Here is a 13,595-nt window from a genome sequence, read left to right as displayed (position 1 = left end):
TATGAATCTTGAGGTTTATGTTACAGAAAGATGACTGAAATTATCAGCAATAATTGTTTTGCCAACTTCCTATTTCAATACCATAACATATATGACTTACGCAGTCAGACGAACAATCAAGAGTTTGAAATCGGCACTATCACCTAAAATAATTTACCGCTTAGGCGCACCAAATCCACGACGCTCAAGCACATTTCGTACCTCTGGGCTAGGTGTGTAATTGTAGCCGTAAGAAGAATTTTCCGAATCATCCATAACTTGAGGTGTGAGTAACACAATTACCTCATTGCGCTGATTATTTTTGTTTGTTCTTCTAAACAATGAACCAATTAGTGGTAAATCTCCTAAAATGGGTATTTTAGAAACAGTTACCCGGTCTTGGTCTTGAATAATGCCTGAAAGAATTAAAGTTTGACCATCACGTAAACGAATCAAGCCAGAATTGAGCGATCGCTCCGAGACTAAAAATATACTTTGAGTATTACCACCAACATTAATTTCTGCGGAAGATTGAGGAGCCTTAACAATAGGAGCGACAGATAATGACACAAAACCGTTATCATCAATTCTGTCAACTTTGACAGCTAGTGTTAAACCCACACTTGTTTTCTCAGCAGTAACAGTTTGTACAGCAGTATCACTACCACGAGTTATTTCATTCCTAATGTTTCCTACTACTTCTTGCGTCAGGTTAACATTAGCGGTCTGACCTTCTTGCACAATCAATGTCGGGTCGGTCAAAATCTTGGCATTACCACTTGTCACCTGAGCTTGCAAACTAGCTAAGAAACGTTTGGGGAATTGAAATAAAGTTGGCAAAGATGTAGTAGCTGTACCCAGAGTTCCTCGTGAAACCGTCGATGTACCATCAGCGTTTCTTGTAATTACCGTATCTGTTGCTGGAGTAATATTGGAAAAACCTGGTTGTAGAGGGTTTCCTGTAGGCGCAATAGGTTGATAGAAAGTAGCAGAACCTGGATTAGCAACTCTAGTGATGTTACCATTGGCATCTATTACAACTGTACCTGGGCTAGTTCCTGGAATAGATACACCAGTGTTTGGATCTACGAAGGGAGTACCTTGGACTGGGTTTGTAATAACTGGTGTACTAGTTACACTACTTGCCGCTTCAGCACTAGTAGCGGGTCTAGAACCACCAAAATTGAAAGATGCAGCACCGCCATCATTAACAAAGAAATTATTACCAACACCAAAAGAAAAACTAGTGTTAGTGTTATGAGTGTTTAAAAGGTTAACATCAATAATTTTGACATTGACTACTACTTGACGGCGACGAACATCAAGTTGAGTTAGTTGAGAAATTGCTATATTAATTTGTTTGGCAGGGCCAATCAAGGTGATGGAATTTGTCCGCTCATCCCCTAATGCTTGTAAACCCCGTAGCAAAGGTGTTGTGTATTGAGAGTCAGCCAGAGTGAGACGTTCAATTCTTGTTTCAGTAGTTGTCTGACTTTGAGTTACTGGAGCCGCACTACTACCCACAGGCACAGCAGTCACATTAGTAACTTGTCGTTCTCTGGTGACAGCACTTTCAGCCCCCATTCCCACTAAAAAGTTCAAAGCAACTCCCACATTGACTTGATTCAGTCGCAAACTACGTACAATCACATCACGAGTGGAATTAGGTAATTTTGCCCCTACAAACACTGTACGACCATTACGATTAGCTTCTAACCCGCTTAAACGCAAGACATAGTTAAACACATCTTGCACAGGCTCGTTTTCTATATCTAAAGAGATTGTTTGAGCAGCATTGGCAGGAGCAGCACCTTGCTGACCTCCAGCAGGATCACCACTGATATAAGCCAAATTCAAATTAGCCGCACGGGCTAAAAGTGATAATACTTCCCGCACTGGTGCATCTCGCAACACCAGCCGAGGAACACGCTCTTGGGTTCCTAAATCAATCACACTCGGAGAAGCATCTGTGGCCGAAATGGCGATGTCTCCGACTGGTGGCGCAACGGCTCTGGGTAAGAATGGCGGTGCTTGGCTAACAGGTTGACCAGGCCCTGCCGCTTGGGCTGGTCTGCCATCAATACTAATTTCTGGGTTAGGAACCAGAACATCTGGCCTTTGGCTTGGTTGCACAGGCACATTTGTTGTAGGTGCTGTTGGCGTTGTTGGTGTTGCAGCTACTGTACCTGTGGATGGTGTAAAACCAAGGGTGATTCTGTCATCTTTGCGTAGTACTGGTTGACCACTGGGTGCATCGTTATCACCAGTGACTATAACTCGAATGCTATTAGCATCTAGCTGTACAACTTCAACAGAGGCGATTCCCGATGCAGGTTTATCTTGACGGAAGTTATTACCACCTGGTAATCGTAGTTGAGCATTAATCACATCGGAAACTAAGGTTTTACCTCTTTTGGTTGTAAAAACCTGGGGGCGAGAAGTTGAAGATGTTTTTAAAACTACGTTAATGCCACCATCAACAGCATTTAACTTAACATCATTAACTTGAGTTACCTGCGCCCACCCTGGTTGAGCTGCCAAAAATGTTAAAGCAGCAGCACCCAATATTAAGCTATTACCGTGAAGCTGTTTCACAGTTCATTCCTCACTTTATAAACATTTTTAAGCAAAAATTGTTGAGAAAAAGCACTTCTATTTAGGCGGTGCTTTAGCAGCTGCGGCTATTTCTTCTGGTGTAAGTGGCATCAAAGCCTGCAACTGGAAAGATGTAGTTAGAGGTGGCGGCCCTACTTGACGTATGGCTTTACCTGCTTGGGTCGTATTTTGTACTGGAGCCAACACTGACTGATAATCCCTAACGATTAACAAAGGCTGTAAACGCTCTATATTCCGCAGAATTGATTGAGTTTGTTCATAAGTACCAACAAATTCGACATTGATACTGATGCGTTTTAGTTTGTTGTTGACTGCTACACCCAAAGAATCATCTGTGATTGGTTCGGCTTTACTAGTAACAGGGGCAAACTTCTGGAGTTTGGCTTTGACTGCGTTGGGGGGAACTTGAGCATTACCAGACTCAATCAACCGATTTAAATCTAACAGCAGAGTATCTAAAGTTTTTTCATTAGCAAACAAACCTAATACTTGAATTTTTTGCTGTTTGGCATCAGCTAAATCTTTTTTTACTTGGTCAATCTGTTTGAGAGTGGCTTTTTTTTGGTCAATTTGCCCTTGCAATTCCCCACTTTTTGCCTGCTGCTGCTGATAGGTATCCCATGCTGGCATGACAAAGTTCAGCACTATAAATAAGGCTCCGGCAAGACCTACTACCCCCGCTATACCTCCAATAATTTGGGGAGTGAAGGCAATACCAAAGACGACTGGATGGGGCGATGCACCTGAGTCAAATTCCTCACCCTGATCTGCAAAATTCAAATCTTCACTCAGCGTCATTTCGGGATGACTCCTGTTTGTTGCATAGTGCGAATTCGAGCTACTAATCCTACCGTGCCTTTTTGTTCTAACTCCCGGACTAAATCGGAAGCAGGAACATCGCTTAAACTCGATTGGATTGTGTATTTAACTATTTGTGGTGGTTTGATGGGAACTTTCGATGTACTCGCAGTTAGCGGTAATGGTGCATCTACTAAGTTTGCACCAGTAATTCTGCTGTCGGAAGCTTTCAAAAATTGAGACTGTTGCAGACTCAATAAGAAATCGTTGACATCGTTAAAAGTCCGCGCGAATCCGGCGATTTCGATACCACCAGCCGGGTTTGTGGGTGGCTGACCTTCTGCTGCTGGTGTGGGTGGAAGTTGTTTGACGTTTTCTATTTGTACTGTAGCTGGAATGCGATCGCGTAAATCTTGTAACATCGCTGACCAAGGTCGAATTTGGTCAAATACAGTGACTAAACTTTGAGTTTCCCCTTTAACTGCATTCGTTTCTTCCTTGATTTTGTTAACATTTCCTATTTCTGAATCTAATCTAGTGACTTCTTGCTGTAACTGTGCTATGTTCTGCTCTAGTTCGCCGTTCTTCCCTTGCAGTATCCACCAACCAGCCCCAGCAAAAACCGGTAAACACAAACCCAACCCAACCCCTAGAAAAATTGGTTTCGGGTCGCCAACCGAAAGCTTTTTACCAGCTTTTTTGTCACTTTTGTTCTGGTAAATTGGGCGGTCTTTGAGAAAGTTAACATCTAAACTGTACATCCGGTTACACCTCCCGCATTCCCAAGCCAAGTACGATCGCTAAACCAGAACGTTCCAAAGCTGGATATTTTTGTTCATCAACCTGCAAAGACAACCCCCCCACCGGATCTACTTGTGCAGTTGGCAAGCTTAAGCGTTGTGTGAAAAACTCATCTAGCTGTTGCAGTCCGCCACCCGGCCCAGCCAATAAAATCTGCGCGATTTCCAAATTTTCACTTTGATTTAAGTAAAAATCGATAGAACGGCGCAGTTCATCCGTGAGTTCTCCCACAACTCTCATCATCGCCGCCATCCCTGGGTTGATTCCTGTCACCCCAGTTTGACCACCATCCATCGGAGTTGCCGGAATAATCATTTCCCGTAAAAGTTCCATATCCCGTGATATGGGTACACTCATCGCCCTCGCTAAGGCTTCTTGCATTTGATAAGTACCAATTGGCACAGTCCGCGAAAATTGAGGTACTCCGTTCACAATGATGGCTATTTCTGTACTGTCGAACTCAATGTCCACCAGTACCACCGCTTCCTGTGGGCCAAATTGCCGCAGTTGGTCACGGATTGTCCGAATCAGCGCAAAACTGTTAATCTCTAAAACATCGATTTGCAATCCAGCTTGCTCAAAAGTACTTAGATATGTATCAGTAATCTCCTTGCGGGTGGCTACTAACAATACCTGTACTTTTTCGATGCCGTCCTCATCTACAAAGTACCCAAGTTTTTGGTAATCTACATCAGCTTCTTCACGCGGATATGGTAAATACAAGCCAGCTTCATGATTCAACACCATGTCCCGTAATTCTTTGTCATCTAACTCAGCTGGCACTGGAATCAGACGTACGATAGAATCTCGTCCAGGTACACCGGTAGCAACACGAGAAGCCTTGATTTTACTTTCAGCTAATCCTTGCTGAATGATTTGCGCCATTGTCGGGGGGTCAGCAATTTGACCATCTGTCACCACACCTTCGGGAACTGGAACAGATGTAAAAGATTCTAATTTTAAACCTTGGCGCTGCTTGCGTAACTGAACGATATTTACCCGTTCTGATGCAAGTTCGATGCCAACCCCTTTATTAGATTTGCCAAACAGACTATTGAAGCTTTTCACCACAGTTCCGCCGGACTACTAAATAGAAAATTTAATTTGTCAACGCAGTATATTGCGTCTTTACGGGTAATTGATTTAGCCTATAATCTCGTTAATTCTCCATAAGCTTTTCATTTCTATCAAGGGTGAAAATACTGGTAAAATGACTAGACTACAAAAATTCAAGCAACTAACAGCTTGGGCAATAATTGGTTTATTGACTAGTTGGATTGTTAGTTGCAGCACAGGTAACGTTGGCACAAGTCCAAAACCAGGGACGACAGAAGCAGCCAACATTGAGTTTTGGACAATGCAACTCCAACCTCAATTTACTGACTACTTTAAAACTTTAATTTCTGATTTTGAGTCAAAAAATCCCGGTGTAAAAGTTAACTGGGTTGATGTGCCTTGGGCAGCTATGGAGAACAAAATTCTAACAGCTGTCTCCGCAAAAACGCCACCTGATGTTGTTAACCTAAATCCAGATTTTGCCTCCCAACTAGCAGGACGAAATGCTTGGTTAGACTTAGATACAGCAATTCCTCAAGATGTGCGATCGACTTACTTACCAAACATTTGGAAAGCCAGCACACTCAATGGCAAAAGTTTCGGAATTCCCTGGTATCTCACAACAAGGCTAACTATTTATAACACTGATTTGTTAAAACAGGCAGGTATCAGTAAACCACCGACTACCTACGTAGAGTTAGCACAGGTAGCACAACAAATCAAAGATAAAACTGGTAAATATGCCTTTTTTATTACTTTTGTACCGCAAGATTCTGGTGAGGTGATGGAGTCTTTGGTACAAATGGGTGTGACTTTAATTGATGCTGATGGTAAAGCTGCTTTTAATTCACCACAAGGTAAAGCCGCATTTCAATATTGGGTTGATTTGTACAAAAAAGGACTACTACCAAAAGAAGTGTTAACCCAAGGTCATCGTCATGCTATTGATTTATATCAATCGGGTGAAACTGCATTTTTAGCTTCAGGGCCAGAATTTCTCAAGACAATAGCTAATAATGCCCCAAAAATTGCTCAAGCTTCTGCAATTGCACCACAAATTACTGGAGATACAGGTAAGAAAAATGTGGCAGTGATGAATATTATTATTCCTCGCGCCAGCAAACATCCTGAAGCTGCTACTAAGTTTGCTTTATTTGTCACAAATGATGCAAATCAACTATCGTTTGCGAAAGCAGCAAATGTTTTACCTTCAACTACTAAAGCATTATCTGATAGTTACTTTAAAGATATGCCAGCTAATGCTTCTACGGTTGAAAAAGCTAGAGTTATTAGTGCAACTCAATTACAACAAGCTGAGATTTTAACTCCAAAATTAAAGGATTTCAAGAAATTGCAAAAGGCAATTTATGAAAATTTGCAAGCAGCGATGTTAGGTCAAAAAAATGTTGATCAAGCTGTTGAAGATGCTGCACAACAGTGGAATAATCGCTAAATTTTGAAAGTGTCAGATTCCCGACTTCTTCAAGAGGTCGGGAATCTTTTTGCTTATCAAAACAGAATTCAGTAGCCAGCAGCCAGAATTCAGAATTCAATTTTGTGTGACACTTCTCCTGGCGGAGACGCTACGCGAACGGCAAGCTCAGTGCATCGCTGATGGATGAATAAATGGATTTAAAACCCCCCATTAATTGATTCTGACTCCTGAATTCTGACTTATGAATTCTTCTTCAAGAAGGATTTAATGTTCCTAAAAAGTGTCCGATTAGATAAAGAGAACCACACAAAACGACTAAATTATTTGTATTAGTAAAAGCTGATGTTAATGCTGATGATACATCTGGATATGTTTGACACAAATTTAGTTCTGGGCAAATATTATTAGCCAGATTTGCTAATTCTTGCGGATTGGCTGAATTGTTATCTGGAACTGGTACTAAATATAATTTATCGTTTGTTTGTAGTAGGGCTTGGAAAATTTCTGTATGGTCTTTTGTGGAGAGCATACCAATTATCCAAGTTACATTTTCGGGATTTAGACTATCTACGTAATTACGTAAGACTTGGGCTGCTGCGGGGTTATGTGCGCCGTCAATTAATAATTTATGGTTGTTCCAAGTTAGCCATTGCATTCTTCCTGGCCATTTGGTGTTTGCCATACCATTGATAATGGCTGATTCCAGAATTTCCCAACCTTGTTGTTGGAGAATTTCTAAGGTTGCTAAAGCTAAAGCTGAGTTAGCTAATTGAATTTGCCCTTGTAATGGTAGAGGGTATTGAATTGAATTTGGAGGATATTGAAGTGATTGATATTCTGCCCAGCTTGGAGAGATTTGCAGTGCTGGTTGGGGTGTAAATATTGGGCATTGTAATTCTGCGGCACGCGATCGCACAACTTTTTCGGCATCGGTTGGCAATGAACCCATGACAACCGGACACCCAGGCTTAATAATTCCGGCTTTTTCTCTAGCAATATTGGCTACTGTGGGGCCTAGTTGTTGCCAATGTTCGCGGCTAATGGAAGTAATCACCGTCACCAAAGGTTCAGAACAAACATTAGTCGCATCTAAACGTCCCCCTAACCCAACTTCTATCACGGCAATATCAACTTGCTGCTGGGCAAAATACAGCCAAGCAGCCGCAGTAATAATTTCAAACTGAGTCGGATATTCGTCATCACCAGAAACAGCCGCTTGGACTTTTTGTAAAAGCTGACTTAATTCCTCAGCCGAAATTGCTTGTTCATTGATACAAATTCGTTCTGTCCAATCAATTAAATGGGGCGAAATGTAACGCCCTGTCCGATAACCAGCTGCGGTAAGTACTGAAGAGAGATAAGCACAGACAGAACCTTTCCCATTTGTCCCAGCAACGTGAATGACTGAGATGCGTTCATGAGGGTTGCCCAGGTTTGCCAATAGTTTGACAATCCGCGACAGTCCCAGATTTACACCAAAATGTTGCAAAGGTTGAAGTACAGAATCGATATTCACTGGAAGGGGAGTGGGGAGTGGTGGAAGGGGAGTGGGGAGTGGGGAGTGGGGAAGTAAGGGGGCAGGGGGCAGGGGGCAGAGGAGTTTAACTAATGACAAATGACAAATGACAAATGACCATTGACAAAACCGACTGCCCAGATTTCCTAGAAACAGTCGGTTGTAAGGTGATAATGTAAATTTATGTTTATGCTTCTCTATTCAAAAAGTTTTGCACTTGTCTCAAAGCTGCTGCACCGATGTTAAAAACAGCCCAGCCAGCAGCAACAGCAATAGGCGCTAAAACGATCGCTACACGAAAATCGATATCCATAATTTAGAACCCCTCTGTTAAGTAGAAATTAAAGTTTTATCAACTCTTCTCATCTTTATTTTTAGCCCAAGTGGGCATTTTTTCCAACTAGGTATGTAAAGAAAGATTACAGTGGGGTCAAGAACCATTTGTTCATCTTCCTTGTCTCCCTTGTCTCCCTTGTCTTCCTCTCTCCTTCACCCAGCCTCAAAACCCAAATCACTGCCTTTCCCCGCATGAACCAAGGCTAACTTTTTGTAACGTTCAGCATGTTCTATGAGTTCGGCGGCTTCGGTGGCGCTGATTTGACGCAACACTTTGCCAGGAACGCCGACAACTAAAGATAAAGGCGGTACATTTTTGGTCACAACTGCGCCTGCGCCGATAATACTGCCAGCGCCTACTCTGACTCCATCTAAGACTACTGCCCCAATGCCAATTAAACAGCCGCGCTCAATATGGGCAGAATGTATCACAGCGCGATGTCCGACAGTCACATGATCTTCTAAAATAGTGGGCAAACCAGGATCACCGTGCAGAATGGCTCCATCTTGGATATTGGTGCATTCACCAATCTCAATCCGCTCTACATCTGCCCTGACTACTGCTCCATACCAAATACTGGCTCCGGCTTGGATTGTTACAGCACCAATCACCACAGCGTTGTCTGCAACGAAGGCTGCTGGAGAAAAATCAGGAGATGGCCAGTAAGAAGCGGTAGACACGATAGAATAGGAATATGGTACCCAGGAACACTGGAGAAACTCCAACCTTTGAGAAGCTGGTTCAAAACCAGAATATCATGTTGTTAAACCTCTACACTGAGGAAAACACAGTTTACAATTGTTCTACACTGCAAATACGTTTCCGTGCAGTTACGAACAATTAACTTAAAGTGGAGGAGCCGAAGTGTAAAATCGAACCTAATGGTGCTAGTGAAGAAGAAATTATGTTTGTACGCACTTCATGATGAATCCAGGTTTGCAGTACCCAATATTTGGTCACGAAATTCAGTGTCCCCACTGTCGGCAGACTATTCCGGCTTTGACACTTACAGATACCTATCTTTGTCCTCGTCATGGCGCATTTGAGGCCAACCCTAAGACTGAGGAGTTAATTCATCTACAGTCAGGTCGTCATTGGCGCAGATGGAATGGGGAATGGTATAGACAACACACTCATCCTGATGGGATACGGTTTGAAATTCACGAGGCTTTAGACAAACTGTATACCCAAGGCTACCGAGCAACAAAGGTAATTATTGCCAGACGTTATCAGGAATTGATGAGTGGTTATTTAGAACGCAGTACCCCTTGGCGTTCTGGACAGCCAGAGACGACATCGGCGCGACTTTATGGTTTACCAGTAGAATTTAGTCCCGATTCCTCAGAAGAACCCTCCTGGGAAGTGATTAATTTCGACTTGGAAAAAGAGCCGGGAGTGCCTGTGCGCTATCCTTATTTCAGGTTGTTTGAGTAAATGTCATTGGTCATTGGTCATTAGTCATTTGTATTTACCAGTGACTAATGACTATTGACTAAGGACGAATGACGAATTATGCACCACGCCTCTATCCGCACTGCGAATATTCATCGCGCGATCGCATTTTATGAATTGTTGGGGTTTAGCGTATGTGAACGCTTTACTACAGGCTATACTCTGGCTTGTTGGATGGAAGGCTTGGGTGGACGCATTGAACTGATTCAAATTCCCCAGCCAAAACCTGCGCCTGATGCGTTTGATGATGAGCATTATGTGGGATATTATCATTTGTCCTTTGATTTAACAGCAGTCACACCAGATTTACCTAGCTGGTTAATCAACTTAAAAACCAGCTTTGCATTAGCAGCACAAAACCAGCCAGAACAATTATCACCCCTAAAAATCCTGTTAGAACCTACACAACAGCAAATAGGCGATCGCATCTGGGAAGTTGCCTTTATTGCAGACAGTGATGGTTTACCTTTAGAATTTATTCGGGCTTTAACTAAACTCGGTTAAATCAGCTTATCTCTTTATATACTTTTTGTTATTGGTCTAATCTTTCCTTGGTAGTGTCGCTGATTTCAGTAATCTCCAAGAAATAATAGACTGTTATTCATGGCGTTTATAAATGTGTATTTTAATTTAATAAACACATCTACCAAAAAATGGCTCCGTTTTTTATAGGGTATAGATATCGTTGGTCATTTTTATTTTTAAGTCTGTGGATAATCACAGTATTTTGTTTAAGTGATCAACCTGCTGACAGCAAGTATACGGCTAAAATCAAATCTAACAATATTCAAACACAATTGATTGCAACTCATATAAATAACTCAAAAATTACCGCCAATGTCCGTAAAACAGTATTAGAAAATGGTCTAACTGTTTTAACAAAAGAAGTGCATACCGCACCAGTTGTTAGTGTACAAATTTGGTACAAAGTTGGTTCACGCTATGAAGCACCAGGAACAAACGGGATTGCACATCAACTTGAACACATGATGTTCAAAGGTACAAAAAATCGTCCCGTGCAGTTTGCGAGATTATTTAGTGCTTTAGGTAGCGATTCCAACGCTTTTACAAGTTATGAACAAACAGCTTACTATGGCACTGTAGAACGAGAGAAACTCAAAGCACTGCTAGTTTTAGAAGCAGATAGAATGCAAAATTCTCTGATTGAACCAGAGCAACTAGCAACGGAAAAACGAGTAGTAATTTCAGAACTACAAGGTTACGAAAATAGTGCTGAATATCGCCTCAACCGTGCTGTTATGCAAGCTTTGTTTCCTAATCATGCTTATGGATTACCTGTGGGTGGTAACAAAGCAGATGTTGAGAAATTTCAAGTTGAGCAAGTCAAGGAATATTATCGTAAATTTTACACTCCTGATAATGCTGTATTAGTAATTGTGGGAGATTTTCAAACGAGTAAAACTCTAGAAACTGTTAAAGAAATATTTGGGAAATTGCCGAGGAGGCAGGAGGCAGGGGGAGAATCTTTTACTCAGCACTCAGCACTCCCCACTCCCCACTCCCCACTCCCCACTCCCCTAATCCTACGAGAACAGGGAGCAGCAGCGATGCTGCAAGTGGTTTATCCATTACCTGATTTGCATCACCCAGATATTCCGGCTTTGGAAGTGATGGATTATATTTTGACAGAGGGGAGGAACTCACGACTTTATCAGGCTTTGGTGGAATCTGGTTTAGCCAGTGAAGTGACTGCTTCTGTTTCTAGCTTGCAAGAGGCTGGCTGGTATGAGTTGTTAGTGACAGCAGATGATCATCAAGATTTGAAGAAAATTGAAACAGTACTCAATCGGGCGATCGCTAATTTAGTAAAAAAAGGCGTGAAGCCGGAAGAATTAACCAGGGCAAAAATGCAGTTAGAAGCTGGGGTGATTTTGAGTAATCGGGATATCACCAGCCAAGCAATGCAATTAGCTAACGATGAAATAACTGCTGGTGACTATCGTTATACTGACCGTTATTTAGCGGCTGTTAGTCAAGTCACAGAAGTGGATATTGTCAATGTAGCCAAAAAATATCTCCAACCAGAAACTCGTGTTGTTGGATTATTTCAGCCGACTGAACAAAATGTAACGGAAACGGGTAAAAAATTAAACTTAAATCAAACTACAGAAAATTTATCTGCTGCTGCTACACCTTTAGCTGTGTCAGAAATAGATAAATATTTACCCCCCCTTGAAGAAACAACAGATGTTGTGAAAAAAGTCTCCCACAACACAAGTCAAAAAAATTCTCACCTGACGTTACCAGAGCAATTTAGTTTAGCTAATGGTTTAAAAGTATTACTATTACCTGATAAAAGTACACCCACTGTAACTTTAAACGGTCACATCAAAGCTGGAAAAGAATTTGATGCAGAACATCAAGCAGGATTAGCATCTTTGGTGGCTGATAACTTAATGAGTGGTACAAAAAGCAAAAATGCTTTAAATCTGGCAAAGGCTTTAGAAGAAAGAGGCGCATCGTTGGATTTTACTGCTTATCGTGAAGGTGTCCGAATTGAAGGCGATGGTTTAGCAGTAGACTTACCAATTCTGATTGAGACTTTAGGAGATGCGGTGAAAAACAGTACATTTCCGAAAAAAGAATTGGAATTAAATCGCCAGCAAGCGTTAACTGACTTGAAACAAGAATTGGATGATCCAGCAGAAGTAGCAAAAAGAATTTTTGTCCAATCTCTTTATCCGAAACAACATCCTTTACATACTTTTCCCACAGAAAAGAGTCTGAAACAAATTAAGCGTGAGGATGTAATTGCGTTTAAAGCTAAATATTATCGTCCAGATACAACGGTACTGGTAATAGTAGGAGATTTTGAACCTACCCAAGTGCGATCGCTCATCGAAAAATCATTAGGCGATTGGCAAGTGAGTGGTCAACCACCAACAATCCAATATCCAAATGTAAAATTACCAGATAATCTCTTACGTGTAAACCCGGTGATGGCAGGGAAAGCGCAAGCGATTACTTTTATGGGTAACACAGGTATTAACCGCCAAGACCCCCGCTATTACCCAGCTTTAGTCTTAAATCAAATTTTGGGAGGCGATACATTATCTAGTTATTTAGGTGCAGAAGTGCGCGATCGCCAAGGGTTGACTTATGGTATTTATAGTTACTTGCAAGCGCAGAAAAATGCTGGGACATTTTGGATAGAAATGCAAACTAGTCCTGAAGATAGCAACAAAGCGATCGCGAGTACCCGCAAACTTTTACAAGCAATTCATCAGCAAGGTGTCACAGCCAATGATGTAGAAACAGCTAAAAACACCTTAATTAGTAACTACAAAATTTCCCTCGCTGACCCTGAAGAATTAGCACATACAATGCTGATGAATCAGGTATATGGAATGGACATCACAGAAATAAATTCCTTCGCTGATAAAATCAAACAAGTTTCTCTTGCTCAAGTCAATCAAGTTGCCCGTGAGTTACTCCACCCAGATAAAATTGTAGTGGTGACCGCAGGCCCGGCTGTAATTGCAGATAAAAATCATGAATGATTTGAGAGGCTATTACAACAAGGCAAAAGTAAAAAGAAAGAATATTCATACCAAAAGCCCAACCTGTACTAGGGTGTAGAGGTT

Annotated in this window: 11 protein-coding genes; 4 read left to right on the top strand and 7 right to left on the bottom strand. The window is 41.7% G+C overall.

The genetic code is table 11. From position 1 onward, the window contains the following. Positions 1-153: 153 nt before the first annotated feature. The 4 genes from H6G77_RS19075 to pilM are packed head-to-tail and all read right to left on the bottom strand — an operon-like array spanning position 154 to position 5,265. The gene (locus H6G77_RS19075) at positions 154-2,574 is read right to left on the bottom strand and encodes an AMIN domain-containing protein (RefSeq protein WP_190872432.1); all 2,421 of its coding nucleotides are present in this window, start codon (positions 2,572-2,574) and stop codon (positions 154-156) included. Between the two features lie 57 nt (positions 2,575-2,631). Then, positions 2,632-3,393, bottom strand: a complete 762-nt coding sequence (locus H6G77_RS19070) for a GspMb/PilO family protein (RefSeq protein ID WP_190872431.1) — start codon at positions 3,391-3,393, stop codon at positions 2,632-2,634. Beyond that, complete coding sequence (locus tag H6G77_RS19065; protein ID WP_190872430.1) at positions 3,390-4,154, bottom strand: PilN domain-containing protein; 765 nt, start codon at positions 4,152-4,154, stop codon at positions 3,390-3,392. The genes H6G77_RS19070 and H6G77_RS19065 overlap by 4 nt, the downstream gene beginning before the upstream one ends. A 4-nt stretch (positions 4,155-4,158) precedes the next feature. Further along, positions 4,159-5,265 carry a type IV pilus assembly protein PilM gene (gene pilM / locus H6G77_RS19060; protein WP_190593976.1) on the bottom strand — a complete coding sequence of 369 codons (1,107 nt, stop codon included), beginning with the start codon at positions 5,263-5,265 and terminating at the stop codon, positions 4,159-4,161. A gap of 139 nt (positions 5,266-5,404) precedes the next feature. Here pilM and H6G77_RS19055 point away from each other — a divergent pair, with 139 nt between their 5' ends. Next, positions 5,405-6,703 carry a sugar ABC transporter substrate-binding protein gene (locus H6G77_RS19055; RefSeq protein WP_190593974.1) on the top strand — a complete coding sequence of 433 codons (1,299 nt, stop codon included), beginning with the start codon at positions 5,405-5,407 and terminating at the stop codon, positions 6,701-6,703. A 235-nt stretch (positions 6,704-6,938) separates the two neighbouring features. On the opposite strand, the gene H6G77_RS19050 is transcribed toward H6G77_RS19055, so the two are convergent. The 3 genes from H6G77_RS19050 to H6G77_RS19040 all read right to left on the bottom strand — a co-directional run bounded on the left by H6G77_RS19050 (position 6,939) and on the right by H6G77_RS19040 (position 9,218). Next, positions 6,939-8,201 carry a glutamate ligase domain-containing protein gene (locus H6G77_RS19050; RefSeq protein WP_190872429.1) on the bottom strand — a complete coding sequence of 421 codons (1,263 nt, stop codon included), beginning with the start codon at positions 8,199-8,201 and terminating at the stop codon, positions 6,939-6,941. Between the two features lie 187 nt (positions 8,202-8,388). Then, positions 8,389-8,514 carry a photosystem II protein Y gene (locus H6G77_RS19045; RefSeq protein ID WP_096581838.1) on the bottom strand — a complete coding sequence of 42 codons (126 nt, stop codon included), beginning with the start codon at positions 8,512-8,514 and terminating at the stop codon, positions 8,389-8,391. A gap of 176 nt (positions 8,515-8,690) precedes the next feature. After that, positions 8,691-9,218, bottom strand: coding sequence for a gamma carbonic anhydrase family protein (locus tag H6G77_RS19040; RefSeq protein ID WP_190872428.1), 528 nt, complete (start codon positions 9,216-9,218; stop codon positions 8,691-8,693). Between the two features lie 241 nt (positions 9,219-9,459). Here H6G77_RS19040 and H6G77_RS19035 point away from each other — a divergent pair, with 241 nt between their 5' ends. From H6G77_RS19035 to H6G77_RS19025, 3 genes are all read left to right on the top strand, one after another. Then, the gene (locus H6G77_RS19035; protein WP_199331560.1) at positions 9,460-9,972 is read left to right on the top strand and encodes a TIGR02652 family protein; all 513 of its coding nucleotides are present in this window, start codon (positions 9,460-9,462) and stop codon (positions 9,970-9,972) included. Positions 9,973-10,050: 78 nt separating this feature from the next. Further along, complete coding sequence (locus tag H6G77_RS19030; RefSeq protein WP_190593968.1) at positions 10,051-10,494, top strand: VOC family protein; 444 nt, start codon at positions 10,051-10,053, stop codon at positions 10,492-10,494. 149 nt (positions 10,495-10,643) lie between these two features. Further along, positions 10,644-13,511, top strand: a complete 2,868-nt coding sequence (locus H6G77_RS19025; protein ID WP_190872427.1) for a pitrilysin family protein — start codon at positions 10,644-10,646, stop codon at positions 13,509-13,511. The last annotated feature ends 84 nt before the right edge of the window (positions 13,512-13,595 follow it).

The organism is Aulosira sp. FACHB-615, from assembly GCF_014698045.1.
Lineage (GTDB): Bacteria > Cyanobacteriota > Cyanobacteriia > Cyanobacteriales > Nostocaceae > Nostoc_B.
The sequence above is the reverse complement of the archived record's forward strand: the minus strand, read 5'-3'. Positions and strand labels throughout refer to the sequence as shown.